The sequence below is a fragment of the Streptomyces sp. NBC_00038 genome (assembly GCF_026343635.1).
In the GTDB taxonomy this organism is placed as follows: Bacteria; Actinomycetota; Actinomycetes; order Streptomycetales; family Streptomycetaceae; genus Streptomyces.
On record NZ_JAPELQ010000001.1, the window covers coordinates 5,223,430 to 5,247,842 of the forward strand.

Annotated in this window: 19 protein-coding genes; 7 read left to right on the forward strand and 12 right to left on the reverse strand. The window is 70.0% G+C overall.

From position 1 onward, the window contains the following. Positions 1–126: 126 nt before the first annotated feature. From OG219_RS23565 to OG219_RS23585, 5 genes are all read right to left on the reverse strand, one after another. Positions 127–393, reverse strand: coding sequence for a hypothetical protein (locus tag OG219_RS23565; protein WP_266829525.1), 267 nt, complete (start codon positions 391–393; stop codon positions 127–129). 131 nt (positions 394–524) lie between these two features. Beyond that, on the reverse strand, positions 525–1,244 hold the full coding sequence (locus tag OG219_RS23570) for an ABC transporter permease (RefSeq protein WP_266829527.1): 720 nt from the start codon (positions 1,242–1,244) through the stop codon (positions 525–527). Between the two features lie 10 nt (positions 1,245–1,254). Beyond that, complete coding sequence (locus OG219_RS23575; RefSeq protein WP_266829529.1) at positions 1,255–2,166, reverse strand: ABC transporter ATP-binding protein; 912 nt, start codon at positions 2,164–2,166, stop codon at positions 1,255–1,257. Next, complete coding sequence (locus OG219_RS23580; protein WP_266829532.1) at positions 2,163–3,080, reverse strand: ABC transporter permease subunit; 918 nt, start codon at positions 3,078–3,080, stop codon at positions 2,163–2,165. The genes OG219_RS23575 and OG219_RS23580 overlap by 4 nt, the downstream gene beginning before the upstream one ends. Then, entirely contained in the window at positions 3,070–4,059 is a 990-nt protein-coding gene (locus tag OG219_RS23585; protein ID WP_266836202.1) for an ABC transporter ATP-binding protein, read from the reverse strand. The genes OG219_RS23580 and OG219_RS23585 overlap by 11 nt, the downstream gene beginning before the upstream one ends. 251 nt (positions 4,060–4,310) lie before the next feature. On the opposite strand from OG219_RS23585, the gene OG219_RS23590 reads away from it, so the two are divergent. From OG219_RS23590 to OG219_RS23615, 6 genes are all read left to right on the forward strand, one after another. Further along, positions 4,311–5,153 (forward strand): M24 family metallopeptidase, encoded by an 843-nt coding sequence (locus OG219_RS23590; protein WP_266829534.1) that lies wholly within the window; start codon positions 4,311–4,313, stop codon positions 5,151–5,153. Then, a complete protein-coding gene (locus OG219_RS23595; RefSeq protein ID WP_266829536.1) occupies positions 5,150–6,910 on the forward strand; it encodes an SDR family oxidoreductase in 1,761 nt (586 codons plus the stop codon). The genes OG219_RS23590 and OG219_RS23595 overlap by 4 nt, the downstream gene beginning before the upstream one ends. 22 nt (positions 6,911–6,932) lie before the next feature. Beyond that, entirely contained in the window at positions 6,933–7,835 is a 903-nt protein-coding gene (locus tag OG219_RS23600; RefSeq protein ID WP_266829538.1) for a metal-dependent hydrolase, read from the forward strand. Positions 7,836–7,943: 108 nt separating this feature from the next. Then, a complete protein-coding gene (locus OG219_RS23605) occupies positions 7,944–8,921 on the forward strand; it encodes a MerR family transcriptional regulator (protein ID WP_266836203.1) in 978 nt (325 codons plus the stop codon). Positions 8,922–9,043: 122 nt separating this feature from the next. Beyond that, the gene (locus OG219_RS23610; protein ID WP_266829541.1) at positions 9,044–9,592 is read left to right on the forward strand and encodes an RNA 2'-phosphotransferase; all 549 of its coding nucleotides are present in this window, start codon (positions 9,044–9,046) and stop codon (positions 9,590–9,592) included. Positions 9,593–9,605: 13 nt separating this feature from the next. After that, on the forward strand, positions 9,606–10,064 hold the full coding sequence (locus tag OG219_RS23615) for a hypothetical protein (RefSeq protein WP_266829543.1): 459 nt from the start codon (positions 9,606–9,608) through the stop codon (positions 10,062–10,064). A gap of 21 nt (positions 10,065–10,085) precedes the next feature. On the opposite strand, the gene OG219_RS23620 is transcribed toward OG219_RS23615, so the two are convergent. Next, entirely contained in the window at positions 10,086–10,985 is a 900-nt protein-coding gene (locus OG219_RS23620; protein WP_266829545.1) for an LLM class flavin-dependent oxidoreductase, read from the reverse strand. Positions 10,986–11,115: 130 nt separating this feature from the next. Further along, complete coding sequence (locus OG219_RS23625; protein WP_323183356.1) at positions 11,116–13,491, reverse strand: lamin tail domain-containing protein; 2,376 nt, start codon at positions 13,489–13,491, stop codon at positions 11,116–11,118. Positions 13,492–14,016: 525 nt separating this feature from the next. On the opposite strand from OG219_RS23625, the gene OG219_RS23630 reads away from it, so the two are divergent. Continuing rightward, positions 14,017–14,907, forward strand: a complete 891-nt coding sequence (locus tag OG219_RS23630) for a Cof-type HAD-IIB family hydrolase (protein ID WP_266829547.1) — start codon at positions 14,017–14,019, stop codon at positions 14,905–14,907. 33 nt (positions 14,908–14,940) lie between these two features. Here OG219_RS23630 and OG219_RS23635 read toward each other — a convergent pair whose 3' ends face one another. From OG219_RS23635 to OG219_RS23655, 5 genes are all read right to left on the reverse strand, one after another. Beyond that, complete coding sequence (locus OG219_RS23635) at positions 14,941–15,987, reverse strand: M23 family metallopeptidase (RefSeq protein WP_266829549.1); 1,047 nt, start codon at positions 15,985–15,987, stop codon at positions 14,941–14,943. 336 nt (positions 15,988–16,323) lie between these two features. Next, positions 16,324–18,021 carry a GAF domain-containing protein gene (locus OG219_RS23640; RefSeq protein WP_266829551.1) on the reverse strand — a complete coding sequence of 566 codons (1,698 nt, stop codon included), beginning with the start codon at positions 18,019–18,021 and terminating at the stop codon, positions 16,324–16,326. A 63-nt stretch (positions 18,022–18,084) separates the two neighbouring features. Further along, positions 18,085–21,702 carry a thiol reductant ABC exporter subunit CydD gene (cydD, locus tag OG219_RS23645; RefSeq protein ID WP_266829553.1) on the reverse strand — a complete coding sequence of 1,206 codons (3,618 nt, stop codon included), beginning with the start codon at positions 21,700–21,702 and terminating at the stop codon, positions 18,085–18,087. Between the two features lie 87 nt (positions 21,703–21,789). Then, entirely contained in the window at positions 21,790–22,797 is a 1,008-nt protein-coding gene (cydB, locus tag OG219_RS23650; protein ID WP_266829555.1) for a cytochrome d ubiquinol oxidase subunit II, read from the reverse strand. Positions 22,798–22,817: 20 nt separating this feature from the next. Beyond that, on the reverse strand, positions 22,818–24,335 hold the full coding sequence (locus OG219_RS23655) for a cytochrome ubiquinol oxidase subunit I (protein WP_266829557.1): 1,518 nt from the start codon (positions 24,333–24,335) through the stop codon (positions 22,818–22,820). Positions 24,336–24,413 lie beyond the last annotated feature (78 nt).

A 24,413-nucleotide genomic window follows, 5' to 3' on the forward strand; every position in this document is an offset into this window, starting at 1 on the left:
CTGACGAGCATCGTCGCGCTCCTCTCCCAGAAAGTGGCGCCGATTCGAACCGGCGATGCGGACATAACTACTGTGCCCGTACGCCGAGTTGGACGCCAACGAATAAACCCGGGCGGGATGCCGCGGCTAGCGTCGGCGCCACCTGCGCCGGCGCCCCTTGCTGAAGAACCAGCCCGCGGGCGGCTCGTCGGAGCGCCAGGGCTGCGGATCGGGTCCCCCGTCGCGCCAGCGGGCGGCGAGCATACGCGCGCGGGCCGACGGCTCGGCCGTCTCGGCGGACCGTATGAAGTCCTCGTCCAGGACGAGGTCGTCCCAGCCTTCCTCGGCCCCGTCCGCGCCGCCGCCGTCCCCGGACTGCTTGCTACCGTCACTCCGTGGTTCCTCGGCTGCCATCCCCGTTCCTCCTGGCCGTGCGTCCCCGTCCGCCCAGTGTGCACAGACAGACGTGAAGCCTCTGTCAAGAAAAGAGGGCTCCACGCGCGCGTGCCCGAATGAGATCGGGCACGCGCGCGTGGAGCCCCCGCTCACTCCTCGCCGGCCAGCGTCAGCGACCGCAGTCGCTGCCCGGCGTACCAGGTGGCACCGACGGTGACCGCGACCAGCAGCACCGTCGCGGTCGTGATTCCCACGTCCGAGGTGATGAGTTCGCCGCCGGTGACCTTGTGGCCGACGGCGAGCGCCCACTGCTGGACGCTGAGCGTGCGCGCGCCGGACACCAGGGATCCGAAGAGGGCCTCCCAGACGAGCGCGTAGACGAGGCCGAAGACGACCGCGTGCCGGGTGATCGTCCCCAGGAGCAGGAACATCGCGGCGTACGCGATCGAGGCGACCAGGGAGGCCACGGTGTAGGCGACGGCGATCTGCTGGCCGTTGCCGTTGAGGATCATGCCCGCGATGAAGGTCGGCACCGCCGAGAACGCCATGGTGACGGCGATCGCGACGATCAGCTTGGTGAAGATGATCGTCGGCCGCTTCAGCGGCTTGGCGAGCAGATACACCACCGAACCGTCGTCGATCTCGGGCCCGATGGCGCCCGTACCCGCGATGACGCCGATGATCGGGACCATCGTGGCGAGCGCGAACCCGCCGAGCACGTCGGAGGCGACCTGGTCGTCGGCCCCGGTGAAGCCGCGTACGGCCACGGAGATCACGATGAGCAGGACGGGAAGGGCGCACAGGATGAGGGCTCGGCGGCGGCCGAGCAGGGCTCGATAGGTGAGCCGGGCGACTGTGGGGTCGTACATCTTCGGCCTCCTACGCCGCTACGAGATACGAGAAGACGGACTCGAGGGACTCGTCGGAAGGCGAGACCGTGAGCAGCCGGATACCGCTGTCGCGCGCGACCCGTGGGAGCAGCGCGGTGAACCGGCCGAAGTCGACGGCCTGGATGCGCAACGCGCCCTCGGCGAGGTCCACTTCGATACCGGACGTCGACGGGTCGGCGATCAGTGCGGCGGCGAGTGCCCGGTCGTCGCTGGAGCGGACGAGGTAGCGGTGCGGGCGGTCGGTCATCAGACGGCGGATGCGCCGGAAGTCGCCGCTCGCGGCGTGCCGGCCCGCGACGACCACCTCGATGTGCGCGGCGAGTTGTTCGACCTCTTCGAGGATGTGGGACGAGAACAGCACCGTGCGGCCCTCGTCGCCCATGCGCCGCAGCAGGTCCATGAGCTGCATGCGCTGGCGCGGGTCCATGCCGTTGAAGGGCTCGTCGAGCAGCAGCAGCGACGGGTCGTGGACGAGGGCGCTCGCCATCTTCACGCGCTGCCGCATGCCCTTGGAGTAGGTCGAGATCTTGCGGTCCTGCGCGTACTCCATCTCGACCGTGGCGAGTGCCCGCTGTGCGGCCTTCGTGCCGAGTCCGTGCAACTCGGCGTTGGCCACGACGAATTCGCGGCCGGTGAGGAAGTCGTACATCCCCTCGCGCTCGGGGACGATGCCGATCTTCTTGTAGATCTGTTCGTTGCGCCAGGTCGGCTCTCCGTCGAGGGTGACGGTGCCCGTGGAGGGGGCCAGGAAGCCGCCCATCATGTTGATGAGGGTGGACTTCCCGGCGCCGTTCGGGCCGAGGAGGCCGGTGACTCCGGGGCCGATCGTCATCGTGATGTCGTTGACGGCGACCACGTTGCCGAACCAGCGCGAGACGTGGTCGATGGTGAGCGTGGTCACAGTCCGACCTTTCGGTAGCGGCGCATCAGGAGGCCGTAGCAGCCCGCGATGAGAGCCAGGACGACGAGGAGGTAGACGACGCCCTGGCCGGACGAGGGGCCTTCCCCGCCGGGGAAGGCGGAGGTGGCGCCCAGGAAGGCCGTCTGCACTCCGTCGATGAGCGTGATGGGCGAGAAGAGCCCGAGCCACGGGACGGCTCCGCCGCTGGACTGCTCGAAGGCGATGGCCTGGACGGTGGACACCGCCCCGTAGGAGATGGTCAGCGCGGCGATGACGGCCGCGATACCGAAGCCGCGGCGCGGGGTGACCGCCGAGATGACCAGTCCGATGCCGGCGAAAAGGAGCGACAGCAGTGCCACGGAGACCAGTCCCTGGGCGAATCCCTTCGTCTGGTCGGCGAAGTCGAGCTTGGCGAGAAGCGCCCCTACGTAGAGCACGATCAGCGGCGCGGCGGTGAGCGCGAACAGCGCGGAGGCGAGGGCCGCGTACTTGGCGCGTACGTAGTCGGCGGTCTCGATGGGGCGCGAGAAGTACAGCGGTACGGTCTTGAAGCGCAGGTCGCGGGAGACGGACTGGGGTCCCTGGGAGGCCACGTAGAGGCCGATGACGGCCTGCATGATGATCGCGTAGCGCGTGTAGTCGACGGGCAGGTCCTTGGCCTTGGTGGCGACCGCGACGGCCACCATGATCAGCGCGGGGACGCACATCACCACGAAGAGCAGCATGGGCAGGACCTTGGACTTGACCGAGCGGCCGAATCCGTAGGAGCCGCGCAGGGACTGCGAGTACAGCGAGCGGCGGGCGTACGCGCGGCCCAGGCGCGGGCCGTCGTAGTTGCGGTAGCCGATGTTGTGGATCCGGGTCTGCTCGCCCGGTCGGGCTGTGGGCTGGACCTGGGGCTGCTCAACCGCCATGGCCGACCGCCTCCTTCCGCTGCTCGCGCTCGTCACGTTCGCCGTTCTGGTCGCTCTCGGTGTGGAACACCTCGGCGATGTGGTGCCTGCGCTGCTCCATGCGGACCAGGCCGAGGCCGAGGTCGGCGACGACGTCGCGGACGAGGTCGTAGGTCTCCTCGCCCTCGGCGGTGAGCAGCAGGATGTGCCCGGCGCCCGGCAGGCCGCTGCCGTCGTGGGTCTCCACCCCGCGCGCGTGGAGCACGTCGCGCACCGCGCGGGTGCCGTCCGGGTGCTCGTCGGTGTCGGTGACCTCGATGGCGAGGATCGCCGTGTTCTGGGTGAAGTCCGTGGTGGAGCTGGACCGCAGCAGCTTGCCGCCGTCCACGACGACGACGTGGTCGCAGGTGCGCTCCAGCTCGCCCAGGAGGTGCGAGGTGACGAGCACCGAGATGCCGAAGTCGGTGTGGATACGGCGGATCAGGCCGAGCATCTCGTCGCGGCCGACCGGGTCGAGGCCGTTGGTCGGCTCGTCGAGGAAGACCAGCTGCGGGTCGTGGACGAGGGCCTGCGCGAGCTTGACGCGCTGCTTCATGCCCGTGGAGTAGCCGCCGATGGGGCGGTACCGCTCCTCGTAGAGGCCGACGTGGCGCAGCGTGTCCGCGGTGCGTTCACGGGCCGCGGCCGGCGGGAGCCCGGACATGCGCGCCATGTGGACGACGAACTCGGTGGCCGAGACGTCGGGCGGCAGGCAGTCGTGCTCGGGCATGTACCCGACCCGCTCGCGGATGGCGGCGCCTTCGGTCGCCACGTCGAGGCCGAGCACTTGCGCGCGGCCCTCGGTGGCGGGGGACAGACCCAGCAGGATCTTGATCAATGTGGACTTGCCGGCTCCGTTGGCTCCGACGAGTCCGGTCACACCGGGTCCGACGTCCACGGAGAGCCGGTCAAGAGCGGTCACCCTGGGGAACCGCTTGCTCAGGCTTTCGGTCGCGATCACAGTCACGTTTCGAAGGTAGTGGCGCACGCCACAGCCGGTCGTCAGACCAGGGAGCTGTATCGGCGTCACTCTCCAGTCGTACGGGCCCGTAAGGGTCCCCCTGAAGTCGAACAACCGGCGACGGCTCATCCACATCAGACCGGTTGTCCACAGGCGTCACGCACGCCTATTGACGCAGCCTCTAACCATTGTCACATTCATCAGTGTCAAGTTACGAGCGCGTACCGCAGTCGGTGTGGACGGACGGTGGCATGAGTACTGCAGCAACAGGCGAACTCTCGGCGGAACTAAGCGGGTTCAGGGAGGTGCAGCGCCTCGCGTACGAGTGCGCCGAGTCCGTGGCCGCGCAGCTGAAACCGGGCGTGACCGAGCGCGAGGCGGCGCGCATGCAGCGCGAGTGGCTGCGTGCGCGCGGGGTGCGGGACTGGTTCCATCTGCCCTTCGCCTGGTTCGGGGACCGCACGGCGTTCGTCAACTTCCGTATCCCGCTGCAGTTCTTCCCCACCAACCGCCGGCTGAAGGCGGGGATGCCGTTCATCCTCGACATGGCCCCGGTCTACAAGGGCTTCACGGCGGACATCGGTTACTCGGGCTCCCTTGGGCTGAACCCCGTGCAGGACAAGCTGATGACCGACCTGGAGGCGCACCGCGAGCTGATCCTGCGCGAGGTGCGCGAGCGCCGTCCGCTGCGCGAGATCTACGAGGACGTGGACCGGCTCATGGTCCGCCAGGGCTATGCGAACCGGCACCGCGCGTATCCGTTCGGAGTGATCGCCCACAAGGTCGACCGGGTGAAGGAACGCCCCTGGTCACCCCATCTGTTCGGGTTCGGCACACAGTCCTTGAAGGGGCTGGCGAGCGACGCGCTGCGCGGGCACCGCGACGGCTGGTCGCCGCTGTGGTCGCCGTACAAATTCTCCGATCACCCGCCCCGGCCGGGGCTGTGGGCGGTCGAACCGCACCTCGGGTTCCGGGGTACGGGCGCGAAGTTCGAGGAGATCCTCGTCGTCACCGACTCCAAGGACCCTGAGGCGAGCGCGTTCTGGCTGGACGACGATCTGCCGCACGTGCGGCGCTGGGCGGAGGACAAGTGAGTCTCACGGGGGCGCGCGAGCGCTGGGTGCGGACGGGCGGAGTCGAGCTGTGCGTCGCCGAACTGGGCGATCCGGAGCGGCCCACGGTGGTGCTCGTGCACGGCTATCCGGACTCCAAGGAGGTGTGGGCCGAGGTCGCCGGGCGGCTCTCCGAGCGCTTTCACGTCGTGCTGTACGACGTCCGCGGGCACGGCAGGTCCTCGGCACCGAAGCCGCTGCGGGGCGGGTTCACGCTGGAGAAGCTGACGGACGACTTCCTGGCCGTCGTGGACGCCGTCAGCCCCGGCAGGCCCGTACACCTGGTGGGGCACGACTGGGGTTCGGTGCAGTCGTGGGAGTTCGTCACCGTCGCGCGCACCGAGGGCCGCATCGCGTCCTTCACCTCGATGTCCGGACCCTCGCTCGACCACTTCGGGCACTGGATCAAGCAGCGTGTGAAGCGGCCCACCCCACGCAGGGTCGGCCAGCTCCTCGGCCAGGGCGCCAAGTCCTGGTACGTGTACCTGCTGCACACACCGGTGCTGCCCGAGCTGGCCTGGCGCGGCCCCCTCGGCAAGCAGTGGCCGAAGATCCTGCAGCGTGTCGAAAAGGTCCCCTCGGACGGCTACCCGACCCCGTCCCTGCCCCAGGACGCGGCGCACGGGGCCTGGCTGTACCGGGACAACGTACGGGCGCGGCTGAGCAGGCCCCGCGCAGACGCCTACGCACACGCGCCCGTGCAGCTCGTCACGCCCCTGGGGGACGCGTTCCTCTCCGAGTACCTGTACGACGAGCTGGAGCAGTGGGCCCCGGGTCTGGTCCGCCGTACGCTCCCGGCCAAGCACTGGGTTCCGCGCACCCGGCCCGATCAACTGGCGGCCTGGATCACCGAGTTCGTGCATGCCAACGAGGACGGTGTGCCCGTGGGAGACATCGTGGCCACCGGCAGGTACGCGGACCGGTTCGGCGGGCAGCTCGTGCTGGTCACCGGCGCGGGCAGTGGCATCGGGCGGGCCACCGCCTTCGCGTTCGCGGAGGCCGGCGCGCGCGTGGTGGCCGTCGACCGTGACGCGGAGGGCGCGGCCCGCACCGCGGAGATGTCCCGGCTGATCGGCTCCCCCGAGTCCTGGGCCGAGACCGTCGACGTCTCCGACGAGCAGGCCATGGAGAAGCTCGCCGAGAAGGTCGCCACCGAGTACGGCGTGGTGGACGTGCTGGTGAACAACGCCGGGATCGGGCTCTCGGGATCCTTCTTCGACACGACCCCGGAGGACTGGAAGAAGGTCCTCGACGTCAATCTGTGGGGCGTGATCCACGGCTGCCGGCTCTTCGGGAAGCAGATGGCCGAGCGCGGGCAGGGCGGCCACATCGTCAACACCGCGTCGGCGGCGGCGTACCAGCCGTCAAAGGCACTGCCCGCCTACAGCACCTCCAAGGCGGCCGTGCTGATGCTCAGCGAGTGCCTGCGCGCGGAGCTCGCCGGGCAGGGCATCGGCGTCTCGGCGATCTGCCCCGGCTTCGTCAACACCAACATCACCTCGACCGCGCACTTCGCCGGCGTCGACGCGGGCGAGGAGAAGCGGCGCCAGAAGAAGTCGGCACGGCTGTACGGGTTGCGCAACTACCCGCCGGAGAAGGTGGCCGACGCGATCCTGCGCGCCGTCGTCCGCAACCAGGCGGTCGTGCCCGTCACCCCGGAGGCGCGCGGCGCCCACCTCATGTCCCGCTTCACACCGAGGGCGTTGCGCGCGATCGCACGATTGAAGCCACCGCTGTGAGCGCACGATCGGAGGCATCGCTGTGAGCGAGCAGCACGCCATCACCCCGAGGCGGGTCTCCTTCGACTGGGAGAGGACCCCGCTCCACTGGATCCCGGAGGAACCGACCGCCACCCACGTCATCAACGTGCTGCATCTGCTGCTGCCGGCGGGGGAGCGGTGGTTCGTGAAGGTCTTCAAGGAGGCACTCGACCTCGTCGACGACCCCGAACTCCTCAAGGACGTCAAGGGGTTCATGGGCCAGGAGGCGACGCACAGCGTGCAGCACTCCTACGTCCTCGACCACCTGGCGGCTCAGCGACTCGACACCGCGGACTTCACGAAGTACGTCGACTTCCTCTTCGAGAAGCTGCTGGGCGAGCAACCGCCCCTGGGTGCACCGATACCGCCCCAGGAGTGGCTGCGCTTCCGGCTGTCGGTGATCGCGGCGATCGAGCAGTTCACGGCGGTCCTTGGCGACTGGGTCCTGTCGGCCGAGGGCCTGGATCTCGCCGACGCCGACGAGGTCATGCTCGACCTGTTGCGCTGGCACGGCGCGGAGGAGGTCGAACACCGCGCGGTCGCCTTCGACATGTACCAGCACTGCGGCGGCGAGGGCCTGCCCCGGTACGCGCGCCGGGTCGCCGGTATGGCGGTCACCACGCCCGTGCTGCTCTACCTGTGGGCCTGGGGCGCCGCGTATCTCATCCGCCACGACCCGCAGCTCGCCGGACGCATGCGCTATTCGCTCGCCGCCCACAACAGGGCCGTACGCAAGGGGCTGTTGCCCACCTGGAAGGCGCTCGGCGCGGCCGTGCCCCGCTATCTGCGGCGGTCCTACCATCCGTCGCAGGAGGGCTCGCTGCGCAGGGCGGTGGAGTATCTGGCGCAGTCTCCGGCGGCGCGGTCGGCGGCGGGGGCGATCGGGCGGGCGGCCATCGCTTAGCGAGGCGGGGAGGGCGGGATTGTGAACGAGGAGTCGGTGGACGGGGCGGGAGTGGTGGGCGGGGCGGCTGGTGTCGGTCCGGCGGTCCCCGTCCGTGCGGAGGCCGGTATCGGTCCTGCAGCCCGTGTCCATGCGGAGCCCGGTGTCCGTCCGGAAGCCGGTCCCGCGTACCGGATAGAGGACCTGGCGCACCACAGCGGTGCCACGGTCCGGACCATCCGCGCCTATCAGGACCGCGGTCTGCTCCCCCGCCCCGAGCGGCGCGGCCGCGCCAACGTGTACGCGGACGTCCACCTGGCCCGGCTGCGGCAGATAGCCGACCTCCTGGACCGGGGCTACACGCTGGCCTCCATAAAGGAACTCCTGGAGGCCTGGGACGCGGGCCGGGGTCTCGGCGGTGTCCTCGGTCTGGTCGCCGAGGTCGACGGGCCGTGGACCGACGAGGAGGCGGTACGGATCTCACGGGCCGAGCTGGACGAGCGGTTCGGCGGACGCCCGGACGACGCGGCGGTCGCCGACGCGATCGAACTCGGCGTGCTGGAGCCCGTGTCGGGGGACGAGGACTGGTTCCTGGTTCCGAGCCCTCAAGAGCTGTCTGTGGCAGTCGAGTTGTACGCGGCGGGGGTTCCGCTGTCCGCGATCTCGGGCCATCTGCGGGAGTTGAGGGGTCAGGTCGAGCACATCGCGTCCCGTTTCCTGGAGTTCACGACCGAGCACGTGTTCGCCCGCTATCTGGGCGAGCACCCGCCGACGGACGCGGAAGCAACCGAGGCGGCCTCACTCGTACGGCGCCTGCGGCCGCTCGCGCAGCAGACGGTGGACGCTGAACTGGCCCGCGCCATGCGCCTGTTCGCCAACCGGCACCTGCGCCGGCACCTCGGCGAGGACAAGGGGCCGCAGACCGTCGCCGAGACGCATCTCGTGGCACTCCCGGCCACGACAACAGAGGCCGTGGAGAAGCTGGTTGGTGCCGGACAGGTCGCCGCCTTCATCGCGGCCGCGGCCGAACGGGAGGTACAGGCCCGCACCTTGGACCAGCTCGCGACAAACCACAGCAAACACACCATAGTTGACGAACTACCCTAAATGACTTGTGGGTTGTCCACAGAATCGCCAATTCCCCTGTGGATAACCGTACTTGGCTGTGGATCAAACCTCAGGACCAAAATCAAATGCGTGATCTCCCTCCCGCCAGGCACCCTTGCGGGATGGACGAAAGACGCACCGTGAAGGTGTCGAAGTACCTCTCGAAACACCTGCGGCACCAGCCCGAGCGGATCGGGCTGACCCTCGGAGAGGGCGGCTGGGTCGAGATCGGGACGCTGATCGAGGCGGCGGCCGCGCACGGTTTCCGGTTCACGCGCGAAGAGCTCGATCACGTGGTGGCTACGAACGACAAGCGGCGCTTCGCGGTCGAAGGCACCCGGATCCGCGCCAGCCAGGGCCACTCCGTCGAGGTCGACCTCGCACTGCCCGCGGCGACACCGCCGGCGTACCTCTACCACGGGACCGTGGCCCGCAACCTGGACGCGATCCGCGCCGAGGGCCTCAAGCCCATGAACCGGCACGACGTGCACCTCTCGCCCGACCGCGAGACCGCCACCCGCGTCGGCGCCCGCCGCGGCCGGCCCGTCGTGCTCTCCGTGGACGCCGCCGCCATGGACAGCGACGGCCATGTCTTCCACGTCAGCGCGAACGGGGTGTGGCTCACCGGGGCCGTACCACCGGAGTACATCAGGTTCCCGGCACCGCACTGACGTCACCTCATGGATGATCGGAACCATGGAGCAACTGCCCAGCACCGAAGCCGCCGTCACCGCACTCCGGGCGATCGCCGCCGAGTACGAGCGTGAGATCGAGGTCACCCACGACATAGGCGCCGACCAGACGTCCCGCCGCAGCGCCGCGGGAGTCGGCGTGACCGCCGACCCGGACGGCTCACTGCCGCACGAGGCCTTCGCGGAGTTCGGCGGGCTTCCCCGGGTGAGCGTGCGGCTCTATCCGGAGGACGACGCGCTGATCACGGTCGAGGGCGTCGAATTCCCCGACGTCCCGCGCGACGACGTACCCGCCTTCCTGCGCTCCCTCTTCGGCGGCCTCGCATACGTCCACGCCCGCCGCTTCCCGCCCGGCTACCGCCTCATCGTCCCGCTCCCCGGCGACCGGACGTACAAGGAACACCTCCTGCTGATCCAACTCAGCCCCTGGCTGAGCGGCCGCGTCCGCTGACCGGACCCTCTGCTCAGGGGGTCAGAGCTGAGCGAGCCCCTCGGTGGCGATGCGTTCGAAGACCGTTTCGTCGGCTGCGAAGTCCGAGTCCGGGATGGGCCAGTGGAGGACGATCTCGGTGATTCCCAGGGCGGCGTGGGTGCCCGCGAAGTCGACGAAGGCGTCGACGGACTCCAGCGGGCGCTGGCGGTCCGGGGTGAAGCCGGTGAGCAGGGTCTTCTCCATGGCGTCGGCGTCGCGTCCGATGTCGGCGCATGCCTTGCCGAGCTTGTCCGCCTGGTCCTCGATCGCCCTGCGGGACTCCTCGGGCGTGCCCGATTCGTACAGCTTCGGGTCTCCGGTCGTCACCCACGCCTGCCCGTACCGGGCGGCGAGCCTCATTCCGCGCGGCCCGGTGGCGGCCACCGCGAAGGGCAGCCGGGGACGCTGGACGCAGCCGGGGATGTTGCGGGCCTCGTGCGCCGAGTAGAAGTCGCCCTCGTACGAGACGGAGTCCTCGGTGAGGAGGCGGTCGAGCAGCGGTACGAACTCGCCGAGCCGGTCGGCGCGCTCGCGCGGGGTCCAGGGCTCCTGGCCGAGCGCCGTGGCGTCGAAGCCGGTGCCGCCCGCGCCGATGCCCAGGGTGATCCGGCCGTTCGAGATGTCGTCGAGGGAGATCAGTTCCTTGGCGAGGGTCACCGGGTGGCGGAAGTTGGGCGAGGTGACGAGGGTGCCCAAGCGGATGCGCTCGGTCACGGACGCGGCGGCGGTCAGGGTCGGGACAGCGCCGAACCAGGGCCCGTCGCGGAAGGTCCGCCAGGACAGGTGGTCGTAGGTGTAGGCGGTGTGGAAGCCGAGTTCCTCTGCGCGCTGCCATGGGGCACGGCCGCCGTCGTTCCAGCGGCGGTACGGCAGGATCACGGTGCTCAGGCGCAGACTCATGGCTCAGAGCCTACGGCGGTGGCGCCGGCGCCCCGGACCACGGCGGGGTGGAAACGGCTCCCGCCGTGCCGCCCCGGATGGCGGGGCGGCACGGCGAGAGATCAGTAGGGGAATCGGTGCGGGAGTGTGATCAGCGTTTCCCGCACTTGTGGATGTCGATCCGGACGATCTGCGGGTCGTGGTCGCTCGCCTGGTCGCTGAACTCGGCGTTGATGTGCACCACGTCGTAGTCGAACGCGGAGACGGCCGGGCTGGTCAGGATGTGGTCCAGGGTCTGCGAATTGCCGTCGTACACGTAGGTGTAGCGCTCGGCGGCGGGAAGCGTCGTGATCAGAGGGGTGAGCACTCGGCCGGCGGTGAGCGTCGTCACCGTCTGCGAGAACTCGTAGTCGTTCAGGTCGCCGAGCACGACGACCTTGGCGCTCCGGTCGGCGGCGAGCAGGCTCTTGACGAAGGTGTTGACCTCGGCGGCCTGGGCGTTCCGCTGCGTCTCCGAGCTGCGGGCGGGCGCCTGGTAGCGGCTGTGCAGCGACTGGTCGCCGCCCTTTGACGTGAAGTGGTTGGCGATCACGAAGACCTGCTCGCCCTGGAAGGTGAACTCGCCCACCAGCGGCTTGCGGCTGTTCGCCCACGCGTCGTTGCCCGGGTCGATCCGGCCCGGCGAGTAGGTGAGCTGTGCGCCCTTCCGGGTCTTCACGACGCCGGTCGCGGTGGTGGCGTCGCCGCCCGCACGGTCGGTGAAGGAGACCCGCTTGGTGTTGAAGAGGAAGACCTGGCGGATGTTGCCGCCGGGCTCGCCGCCGTCCTGGTTGTTCTCGGGCGCGACATAGCGCCAGGAGTACCGGGGGCCGCCCGCCGCGACGATCGCGTCGGTGAACCGGGTCAGCGTCGCCTCGCTGGTGACGGTCCCGTCGTTCGTGGCCCCGTTGTCGTCCTGGATCTCCTCCAGGGCGACGATGTCCGGGGACTTGAGACTGACCGCGACGCCGCCGGCCAGCCGGTCGAACTTCACCTGGTCGTCGAGCGCGTCCAGGTTCTCCACGTTGTACGTGGCGACCGCGAGCTCCTTGTTCTTCTGCTTGCGCGTCACCTCGGGCGTGAGCCCCTTGGCGGTGAGCGTGCCGAGCTGGGTGGCCTGGAGGGCGTAGCCGCCGTAGGTGGTGTAGTCGAGCGGGCCGGCCGTGGTGCCCGTGAGCACGTCACCGACGTTCGCCACCGGGAACGTGGCGGTGTCGTCGATGGACATCACCTCGATACGGCCGGTGTTCTGCTGGTCGTACGAGGAGTAGAGCGTGCCGCCGCGCGAGGTCGGGTTCTCCTCGGGCTTGACCGTCACCCACAGCTCGTCGTACTCGTCCGTCGCACCGGTCACGCGCGTGTCGGTGGCCGCGACCCGCATGCCCTCGAGGGACTCGTAGAAGTCCAGTGCGTACACGGCCGGTTCGAGGGCGAGGGCCTCGATGCTGCCGCCGTCCGCGGTGGGCGTATAGGCGTCGGGGACGCTGGTGGCGTCCAGGGTGACGGCCTCGGGCAGCGCGTTGCCGCTGGAGAGCACCTTGGTGGTGGGCGCGGTGATCTCGGTGACCGACTGGCTGCCGCTGCTCGGGTAGTACTCGCTGACCTTGCCGGTGGTCAGGACGCTGTCGCCGACCTTGACGGCCGGAGTCGCCGAGCCGGTGTAGACGAAGACGCCCTCGCTGGTGCGGGCGTCGGCATCGGCCGTCGGGTCCTGGAGCCAGTAGCCCTTCGAGCCAGAGGTACGTACGCCGGTGACGATGCCCGGGACCCGGGTCACCGTCTGGCCGGCGAGCGGGGACAGCCGAGTGGTCCCCTGGATGTCGTGGACCCGGACCGTGCCGGGCTCAGTCGAGCCGTCGTCGCCGCCACCGTCGCCGTCGCCGGAACCGGCCGTCTCACCGGCCGAGTTGTACGGGGAGGGCGCGCCCGTGGTGAGGTCGGCGGCGTTGTCGTCGGTGTCCGCCAGGGACCCGGCCCGCGAGACGGAGGCGGTGTTGGACGCACCGGCCGCCGGGCCGCTGCCCTCCCGTACGACCGCGCTGCCGTAGCCCACCAGGTCGACGATCCGGGTGTCGGCCGCGCAGTCCGCGGCGGTCTTGCAGGTGAGCGCCGTGGTGCCGGAGACCAGGGCGATCGTTCCGGTGGTCGCGCTCATCGCGGTCGTACCGGTCGCGTCGGCGGTGGGCAACGCCACCGTCCCACCGGTGCCCGCCGCCTCGGCTATCAGGAAGCGTCCTCCGGCGGCGACCGAGCCGGTGAGCGCGGTCACTCCCCACTGGGAGGACGCGGACGGCGAACCGGGCAGGTACTGCACGCTGTAGCCCGACAGGTCCTGCGACGCCGAGCCGGCGTTGCCGAGTTCGATGAAGTCCCGGGTGAGCGTCGCGCCCGAGTTGCCCCCACCGCCGTACACCTCGGAGATCACCAAGGTGGCGGAAGGCGTCGCGAAGGCGGCGGGGATCGCCGTCAGGACGAACGCCCCGGCCACTCCCGTCGAGATGAGGGGATAGGCGGCACGGCACCAACGGGGTCTGCTGCGTGGCGTTTTGGACACGCTGACTGCCTCCTTGTACGTCTTGGTACGTCTTGAACGTCAACGCGCCACCGGCGGGCGGCACATGGTGTGGCTGCTGTGGGGAGTTGGCTCAAGTTACGCGCGTAGACAGGGCGCGCCAAGGTGTCGTGCGTTAAATCTGGGAAACGAGTGGGCCACGTTGGGGTATTCGGGTGAGGGATGGGGGCCTCGCGGATGGGTGGGCGGGATGTGCGGGTGGGGTGGGCGCGGAGGCTGTGCGCGCGCTCTGCCAGGGTCGGCGCGGATTCGGCCCGGGGTCGGTGCGGGGTCAGCTCGGGCTCGGCGAGGGCTCGGCGCGGGCTCGCCCGGACCGCGGCTCAAGGTTCCCCCGAAGACCGACCGCAGGTCGAGATCGACCCCGCGAAAGCGGGGCGTAACTGCACTGGTGAGGACGGTAATCACTCAGATGTGCGGCCCGCCGCCCGCCCGTGCACGCATATGCGGGAGAATGGCCCGGTGACCTCAGCGACTCGACGGCCCGAGACCCCGGCCTCCATGGTTCCGCCCCGGCTGATCGCCACCGATCTCGACGGCACTCTGCTGCGCGACGACAAGTCGGTGTCCGAGCGCACGGTCGCCGCCCTCGCCGCCGCCGAGCAGGCCGGCATCGAGGTCTTCTTCGTCACCGGCCGCCCCGCCCGCTGGATGGACGTCGTCAGCGACCACGTCCACGGGCACGGCCTGGCGATCTGCGGCAACGGCGCCGCCGTGGTCGACCTGCACGGCGGCCCCGGCGCCCACCGCTTCGTCAAGATCCGCGAGCTGGCGCCCGACGTGGCTCTCGACGTCATCCAGCTGCTCCGGGCCACCGCCCCCGGCACGGCGGTCGCCGTCGAGCGCACCTACGGACTCCACCTCGAACCGGCGTACCCGTCACTGCACATGGAGCCCCCGGAGATCATCGCGCCCGCCGAGAAGCTCCTCGCCGAGGACGCCCTCGACGCCGATCAGCCGGTGCTCAAGGTGCTCGCGTACCACCCCGACATGGACCCGGACGACTTCCTCACCGTCGCCCGCCTGGCCATCGGCGACCGGGCCAACGTCACACGCTCCAGCCCCAGCGCCCTCCTGGAGATCAGCGGTCCGGGCGTCTCCAAGGCGAGCACGCTCGCGCTGTGCTGCGCCGAGCGCGGCATCTCCCACGAGGAGGTCATCGCCTTCGGTGACATGCCGAACGACGTCGAGATGCTCACCTGGGCGGGCCGCTCGTACGCGATGGGCAACGCCCACCCCGCCGTGATCGCCGCGGCCTCCGGACGCACGGTCGCCAACAACGAGGACGGGGTGGCGGTGGTGATCGAGCAGATCATCGCCGAGCTGCCGGGGTAGCAAGTTCCCGCCGGCCACACCCTTCCCGCGGAACTACAGCTGAACCCCGTGTTCGGCCAGCCACGGCACCGGGTCGATCCCCGAACCCAGTTCCGGCGTGACCCGCACCTCGAAGTGGAGATGCGGCCCGGTCGAGTTGCCGGTGGTGCCGGACTGCCCGATCCACTGCCCGGCCGCGACCTGCTCCCCCTGGTCGACGGTGACGGCGGCGAGGTGCGCGTACTGCGTGTAGTAGCCGCCCGGGTGCTGGACCACGATCTCGATGCCGAAGGCGCCGGCGCACGACACCTTCACCACCCGGCCCGCCCCGACCGACCGCACCGGCGTGCCGATCGGCACCGCGAAGTCCTGCCCGGTGTGCCGGCTCGCCCAGCGCTCGCCGCCGCTGCCGAAGCTCGCGGAGAGTTCGTACGTCTCCACCGGCGCGACCCACGCGCTCCTGGCGTCCGTCTCCGGCTGGTCGAGCCGGACGGCGCCACGGCAGGAGCCCGCCAGCACCGAGGCGTCCGCCTGGCCTTGGAGTACCGACCGTGCCTCGTCCAGCTTCGCCTGGATGGTCCGCTTCATCTCGGCGAGTTCACCGTTGCGCTGCTCCAGCGCCTGCCACTCCGCCTGTGCCTTCGCCTCGTCGGCCGCGAGCCTGGCCTCCGCCCGGCGGCTCTTGCTGACGGCGTTGTTGACGGCGAGATCCGCCTGCCACACGGCACGCTGACCGCGCATCAGGTCCTCGGGGCTGTCCGCGAGGAGCAGCTGCGCGGTGTACGGCAGCCCGCCGCCCTGGCGGTACTGGGTGCGCGCGATCCGGCCGAGGTCGTCGTGCAGCACCGCGATGTCCTGCCGTTCCCTGGCGAGGAGTTCCTCGGCCCGCTGCGCCCTGCCCCGCTGCGCTTCCGCCTCCTGCTGTCCCGCCTCGTACTGCCGCGCCGCCACGGAGGCGTCCTCGTACAGCCGCGCCACCTGGGCGCTGATGCCGGGCTCGGTCCCGGACTCGCCCTCGGCCGCGGTGGGCCGGGCCACGAGAACCGCGACGGCGCACAGCAGAGCCGGCACGAGCAGGGGATGGCGGCGAGGTGAGCGCATGACAGCGATCGTGTCCCGTAACTGCGCCCGCGGTCCTGTTCAAGGCGTACGCCTGGGGGAACGGGCGCCACGGATGGCCCCGCCGGCTGGGCCGAACAGGGCTCTGACTTGGGCGTGTTGCCCCCAGCGGGCGTGAAGTGTGCTTGGGGGAGGCGGCGGTGCGAACTCTGCGAGGCTTTGGCCTGCGCTGAGGGAGGCCGCCGTGTGCCCCGGCCAAGCAGTGGAGCGTGCTCGGCGGGGGTGGCGGTGCGCACTCGGCAAGGCCGTGACGTGCGCTCGTCGAGGGCGTGGCATGCGCTCGCCCCGGAATGTGCTCGGCGAAGGCGCCGACCGCGCTCAGTACGGTGCCTGCCACACCACCGTCGTACCGCCCCCGTCCGCACCGGCCGCCGCCCCCGGCCCAGGCCCGTACCAGCTGTCGCCGCCCAGGGACTCGGCGCGCCGCTCGAGGTTCCGCAGGCCGCTGCGTCGGCCGCCGTCGGGGATGCCGACTCCGTCGTCGGTGACGGTCAGCCGTACGCCCTGTCGCCCGTCCGGCAGGGTCACGGTCGCGTCGACGACGACATCGATGCGGGAGGCACCGGCGTGCCGGAAGGCGTTGGAGAGTGCCTCGCGCAGGGCGGCGATGAGGTTCTTGCCGGTGAGTTCCCCGACCACGGTGTCGACGGGTCCGACGAAGCGGTGGGCGGGCTTGAAGCCGAGCGGCACGGCGGCCATGTTGATCTCGCGCAGCACACGGGTGCGCAGCGCCGACGGCGCCTCCGTGGGGTCCTGTTGGAGCGCGAAGATGGCGGTGCGGATTTCCTGAATGGTCACGTCGAGTGCGTCGACCGCCTTGCCGACACCTTCCCGGACCTCGGGCACGACGGACCGCCGCTGGGCGGTCTCCAGCATCATCCCGGTGGCGAAGAGCCGTTGGATCACGAGGTCGTGCAGGTCACGGGCGATCCGGTCGCGGTCCTCGTACACCGCGAGCCGCTCCCGGTCGCGCTGCGCCTCGGCCATCATCAGCGCGAGCGCGGCCTGCGCGGCGAACTGTGCGGCCAGCGTCCGCTCGGTCTCCGTGAACGGGCGGGCGCCCAGCGCGCGAGGAGTGACGAGGCTCCCGAGGACACGGCCGTCGCTCCGCAGGGGGAGCAGCATCGTCGGCCCGTACACGTGGGCGAAGTCGCTGACCATGCGTGGGTCGGTGGCCGCGTCGTCGACGAACACGGGCTTCCCGTCGAGGAGTTCGGCGACGACCTGGTTCTCCGGCGGAAAGACCATTCCCAGCGTCTTCGAGGGGAGCTCCGAGGCGACGGCGACGACCTCGAGGCCGCCCTCGGCGGCGGGCAGCAGCACGACCCCGGCAGCCGAACCGGAGAGCCTGCGGGCCTGTTCGGCGACGACCTGGAGGGCGTCCTCGGCGTCACCGCCCGACAGGAGTGCGGTGGTGACGGCCACCGAGCCGTCGATCCAGCGCTCGCGCTGCTGGGCGGCCTCGTACAGACGGGCGTTGCCGACGGCGATGCCTGCCTCCGTGGCCAGCACGCGGACCATGTTGAGGTCGTAGTCGTTGAAGGATCCGCCGCCACGCTTCTCGCCCAGGTACAGATTCCCGAAGATCTCACCCTGCACCCGGATCGGAACCCCCAGGAAGCTCCCCATCTGCGGGTGGTGCTCCGGGAAACCGCACGAGCGCGGATCATCCGCCAGCTTCGCGAGCCGCACCGGCTCCGGGTCGTGGATGAGCGCACCGAGCAACCCTCTGTGCCCGTCGGGCAGCCGCCCGATCAGTCCGGCGGTCTCGTCCTCGACCCCGCAGAACACGAAGTCCACGAGTCCGTCCCCGTCCTCCGCCACGACCCCGATCGCCGCGTACCGCGCATCCGCCAGCTCAGCCGCCGTCTCACAGATCCGGTCCAGCATCGAGTGCAGCTCCAGCCCGGCCCCGACCGACCGCACGGCCTCCAGCAACTGCGGCACCCGCACGGCCAACTCGGCGGACAGCCCCTGCTCGGGCACGGGCTCGGGCGAGGCGGAGGCTGTCGACATGCCTTGAGCGTAGTTAGTCCCATTTGCCAGGGAAAGTCGACCCGAAGGGGCCACGAGCCACGTTCAGTGGACCACCGCACCGACCAGCAGATCCCCCGCCGCCTCCCGATCCACCATCTCCCGCAACGGACCCTCGACAGCCGCCAGCTCCGCGTACGGCCCCCGTTGGGCCACCCGGCCCTCCGCCAGCACGATCACCTCGTCCACCGCGTCCAGTCCGGCCAGACGGTGGGTGATCAGCAGCGTCGTACGGCCCTCGGTCGCGGCCACCAGATCGGCGGTGAGGGCGTCGGCAGTCGGCAGGTCGAGGTGTTCCGCGGGCTCGTCGAGGACGAGGACGGGGAAGTCGGCGAGCAGTGAGCGGGCGAGCGCGAGACGCTGGCGCTGGCCCCCGGACAGCCGGGCCCCGTGCTCGCCGATCAGCGTGTCGAGCCCGTCGGGCAGCCCGTCGGCCCAGTCGAGGAGCCGGGCCCGCCCGAGCGCGTCCCGCAGTTCGGCCTTGGTCGCGTCCTTCCGGGCCAGCAGCAGGTTCTCGCGCACCGAGCTGTCGAAGAGATGCGCGTCCTGGGCACACAGCCCGACCAGGCGGCGTACGGCGTCCCCGTCCATTTCGTACGCGTCCACACCGCCCAGCGTGTACGTCCCCGTCCCCGCGTCCAGGAACCGCAGCAGCACTTGCGCGAGCGTGGTCTTGCCGGCCCCGGAGGGACCCACGACGGCGACCCTGCGCCCCTGTTCGAGGGTCAGGTCGAGCCCGGCGAGCGCGTCCCGGTCCTGTCCGGTGTGACGGGCCCCCAGTTCCTTGAGCACCAGGGGGAACGCGGACGCGGGTGCCTGTGCCGGGTCTTCCGGTTCGCGTACGGGATCGGGGGCGTCCAGCACCTCGTACACGCGCTCCGCGCTCTTGCGCACCCGCTGCCGGTGCTGGACGGCTAGCGGCAGCCCGAGGACGGCCTCGAAAGCGGCCAGCGGGGTGAGGACGACGACGGCCATCGCCACGCCGCTCAGTCGCCCGGTGGCGACCGCCTGGGCGCCCACGAGGGCGGCGGCCGCCACGGTCAGCCCGGACACCAGCGCCGTGAGCCCGTCGCCGAGCGCGGTCGCGGTGGCGGCCCGGGAGGCGATACGGGTGAGGACCGAGTCGGCCCGCCGCGTCTCGGCGGTACGGGCGGGCAGCGCACCCGCGACCGTCAACTCGGCCGTTCCCGTGAGCAGATCGGCCACCCGAGTCGCCAGGACGCCTCGCGCCGGTGCGAGCCGTCGCTCCGCACGACGCGCCACGGCGCCGGTCACCAGCGGCACACCGGCCCCGGCCGCCAGCAGCCCCACGGCGAGAACGGCACCGGCCTCGGGCAGCAGCCACGCGGTGAAACCGACGGAGCCGGCGGACACGAGGACCGCGGCTCCGACGGGCAGCAGCCACCGCAGCCAGTAGTCCTGCACCGCGTCCACGTCGGCGACGAGCCGGGACAGCAGATCACCGCGCCGGGTCGTCCGCAGCCCCGCGGGCGCCAGCCGTTCAAGACGCCGGTACACGGCGACCCGGGTGTCGGCCAGCATCCGCAGCACCGCGTCGTGCGACACGAGCCGTTCCGTGTACCGGAACACGGCCCGCCCGATCCCGAACGCCCGGGTCGCAGTCACGGCCACCATCAAATACATCACCGGCGGCTGCTGAGAGGCCCGCGAGATGAGCCACCCGGAGGTGGCCATCAGCCCGACGGCACTCCCGAGCGCCAGACTGCCCAACAGGAGCGCGAGGGCGAGCGACCCACGCCGGGGAGCAGCCATGGCACGGACGCGACCGAGCACGCCTCCACGCCCGCGCGTGGACAGGTGCGACCGGTCCCCAGCCGGCGCGGGCGCGCTCCCGGGCTCAACCTCCCGGATCTCCCGCGCGCCTCCGGCGTACACGGAACCGGATGCCGGTTCGGGCACCCCGGGCGCAGGGACGGCCATCACAGGCTGCAGGCCGACTGCCCCGGACGTCTGAACGGCCACTCCAGGCTGCAGGCCGGCGACCCCGGACGTCTGGACGGTCACCCCGGGCTCCAGCCGCACCACCCGGTCCGCCACCCCCAACAACGCCGGCCGGTGCACCACCAACAGCACCGTCCGCCCCACAGCGAGCCGCCGCACCGCCTCCACGACCTCGGTCTCCGTCGCCCCGTCCAGCGCGGCCGTCGGCTCGTCGAGGAGCAATACCGGACGGTCCGCGAGGAACGCCCGGGCCAGGGCGAGGCGTTGACGCTGGCCGGCCGACAGCCCGGCACCGTCCTCACCGAGCACCGTGTCGGCCCCGTTCGGCAACTCGTCGACGAATCCGGCGGCGCCCGCGTCGGCCAGCGCCCGCCGCACCGCCGCGCCGTCCGCGTCAGGCCGCGCCAGCCGTACGTTCTCGGCGATGGACTGCGCGTACAGGTGGGGCCGCTGCGGCACCCAGGCGACCCGCGAGCGCCAGTCCGCCAGGTCGACCTCGGAGAGATCGACTCCCCCGATCCGCACCCGTCCTTCGGTGGGCTCCACGAATCCCAGCAGTACGTTCAGCAGCGTCGACTTGCCCACACCGCTCGGCCCGACAAGCGCCACCGTCTCATCGGACCCGACCGAGAAGGAGACGTCCGAGACCGCGTCCCCGGAGCGCCCCGGGTACCGCACGGTCACACCCTCGAAGGCGATCTCACCCTCGGGCACGGGAAGCGAGCCGGAGGCGGGCACCGGAGTCTCCAGCACGGCGAAGATCTCCTCCGCCGCCGAAAGTCCCTCGGCGGCGGCGTGGTACTGCACTCCCACCTGCCGCAGCGGCAGATACGCCTCGGGCGCGAGAACGAGGATGACGAGCCCCACGTACAGGTCCATCTCGCCGTGGACGAGCCGCATCCCGATGGTCACCGCGACCAGCGCGACGGAGATCGTGGCGAGCAGTTCCAGCGCGAAGGACGACAGGAAGGCGATCCGCAGCGTCCGCATGGTCGCCTGCCGGTACTCGCCGGTGATCTTCCGGATCGACTCGGCCTGCGCCTTGGCCCGTCCGAACACCTTGAGCGTGGGCAGCCCCGCGACGACGTCCAGGAAGTGTCCCGAAAGCCGTGACAGCAGCCGCCACTGACGGTCCATCTGGCTCCGGGTGGCCCAGCCGATCAGCACCATGAAGACGGGGATCAGCGGAAGCGTGCCGGCGATGATGGCCGCCGACACCCAGTCCTCGGTGACGATCCGCGCGAGCACCGCCACGGGGACCACCACCGCGAGCCCCAACTGCGGCAGATAACGCGAGAAGTAGTCGTCGAGCGCGTCGACTCCCCGGGTGGCGAGGGCGACCAGCGAGCCCGTCCGCTGCCCGCTCAGCCAGCCGGGACCGAGCAGCGCGGCCCGCTCCAGCAGCCGCCCCCGCAACTCCGACTTGACCGCCGCGCTCGCCCGGTGCGCGGCAAGCTCGGTGAGCCAGGAGACGAGGGCCCGCCCCACCGCGACCAGGACCAACAAGACCAGTGGTATGCGGAGTTCAGCGACCGAAGAGCCGTGCTGGAAGGCGCCGACCACCACTTCGGCGATGAGCATCGCCTGGGCAATGACCAGCGCCGCCCCGGCGACCCCCAGACCGACAACCGCCGCGAGAAAGAAGCGAGTGGCGCGGGCGTACCGAAGCAGACGCGGGTCGATTGGTTTCACGTGAAACACACCCTTGGGTCATCAGGCATGTTTCACGTGAAACATGCCGTTAGTCGGACTCGGCACGCTCAGCCGGCTCAGCGCGCTTCGGAGGACTCAGTGCGCGGCATCCGCGGCGATGTGCTGCGTACCGATCCGCTTGCGGAACACCCAGTACGTCCACGACTGGTAGAGCAGGACGATCGGCGTCGCGATCCCCGCACACCAGGTCATGATCTTCAACGTGTACGGGCTCGACGAGGCGTTGGTGACCGTCAGGCTCCACTCGTCATTGAGCGAGGACGGCATGACGTTCGGGAAGAGCGACAGGAAGAGCATCGCGACAGCCGCCACGATCGTGAGCCCCGAGAGCATGAACGCCCAGCCCTCACGACCCGCGTTGACCGCCACCAGAGCCGCGACGAGCGAGACCACGGCCACGATCACCGCCACCAGCGACTTGCCGTCACCGTTGTCGATCTGGGTCCAGATCAGGAAAGCAAGAGCCAGCACGGCCGTCACCAGGCCGAGTCGCAGCGCCAGCTTCCGTGCCCTCTCCCGGATGTCACCGACGGTCTTGAGCCCGACGAACACCGTCCCGTGGAAGGTGAACAGCGTCAGTGTGACCAGACCACCGAGGATCGCGTACGGGTTGAGCAGGTCCCAGAAGCCACCCACGTACTCGAAGTGCTGGTCGATCTTCACGCCGCGCACGATGTTGCCGAAGGCCACGCCCCACATGAACGCGGGGATCAGCGAAGTCCAGAAGATCGCGTTCTCCCAGTTGCGCTGCCAGCTCTCCTCCGGCCGCTTCACCCGGTACTCGAAGGCGACACCGCGCACGATCAGGCAGACCAGGATGAGCAGCAGCGGCAGATAGAAGCCGGAGAAGAGCGTGGCGTACCACTCGGGGAAGGCGGCGAAGGTCGCGCCGCCCGCCGAGAGCAGCCACACCTCGTTGCCGTCCCAGACGGGTCCGATGGTGTTGATGAGGACCCGCTTCTCGGTGCGGTCGCGGGCCAGCAGCTTGGTGAGGATGCCGACCCCGAAGTCGAAGCCCTCCAGGAAGAAGTAGCCGGTCCAGAGGACCGCGATGAGGACGAACCAGACGTCGTGGAGTTCCATGACTCAGCAGCTCCCTGGGCCTAGTAGGAGAAGGCCATCGGCTTGTCGGCGTCACTGGAGTCGCCGCCGATCTTCGTGGGCGGGTTGAGGTCGGCCTCGGTGAGCTCGGGCGGTCCGGCCTTGACGTACTTGACCATCAGCTTCACCTCGACGACCGCGAGGATCGCGTAGATCAGGGTGAACACGATCAGCGAGGCCAGTACCTCGCCCTGCGAGACTCCCGGCGAGACCGCGTCCTTGGTCTTCAACAGGCCGTACACCACCCAGGGCTGACGTCCCGTCTCGGTGAAGATCCAGCCCCAGGAGATACCGATGATCGGGAAGATCAGCGTCCACTGGGACAGTCGCCACCACCACACGCCCAGCTTCGGCGTCAGCTCCCTCTGCTTGGTGAGCATGAGCTTCGGTACGTCCTCGTCACCGGTGCGGTGTTCCGCTGCCAGCCAGAACTTCCGCCTGGTCAGCCAGAGGCCGACGGTGCACAGGATCATCGAGACCCCGCCGAAGCCGATCATCCAGCGGTACGACCAGTAGGCGGTGGGGATGTTGGGGCGATAGTCGCCCGGCCCGTACTTCTCCTGCTCGGCCTTGTTGATGTCGTTGATGCCGGGGATCTCGGCGTTGAAGTCGTTCTTGGCAAGGAAGGACAGCAGCCCCGGGATCTCTATGGCGACCGTGTTGTGGCCCTCCGCGACATCGCCGTACGCGAAGAGCGAGAAGGGGGCGGGCTGTTCCGCGTCCCACAGGGCTTCGGCGGCCGACATCTTCATCGGCTGCTGCTCGTACATCACCTTGCCGAGGGTGTCGGCGCTGACGACGGTGAGGATCGTGCCGACGAGCGCGGTGATCAACCCGAGCCGCAGCGACATCCGCATCGTCCGGATGTGCTGCTTCTTGCGGAGATGGAAGATGGCGATGCCGGTCACGAAGGCGCCGCCGACCAGGATGGAGGCGCTGATGACGTGCCAGAAGTTGACGAGCGCCGTCTCCTGGAAGAGCACCTTGGGGAAGTCGGTGAGTTCGGCCCGCGTGCTGCCGTCGGCCTTTTTCACGATCCGGTAGCCGACCGGATGCTGCATGAAGGAGTTGGCCGCCATGATGAAGTACGCCGACAGGATCGTGCCGATCGAGACCATCCAGATGCAGGCGAGGTGGATCTTCTTCGGCAGCTTGTCCCAGCCGAAGATCCACAGCCCGATGAAGGTGGACTCGAAGAAGAAGGCGATCAGCGCCTCGAAGGCGAGCGGGGCGCCGAAGACGTCACCGACGAAGCGCGAGTAGTCGGACCAGTTCATGCCGAACTGGAACTCCTGCACGATGCCGGTCACGACACCCATGGCGATATTGATCAGGAACAGCTTTCCCCAGAACTTGGTCGCCCTGAGGTAGTGCTCCTTGCCTGTTCGCACCCAGGCGGTCTCCAGGATCGCCGTGAGTGCGGCGAGCGAGATCGTCAGGGGGACGAAGAGGAAGTGGTAGACGGTGGTAATGCCGAACTGCCATCGCGCCAGAGTCTCCGGCGCCAAAGCCAATTCCACGTCGTCAGTCTCCTTACTCGCCGTGGTACAGCGGCAGTTTGCCCCCTTTGTCGCGCACATCATGGGAGCAACCGGGAC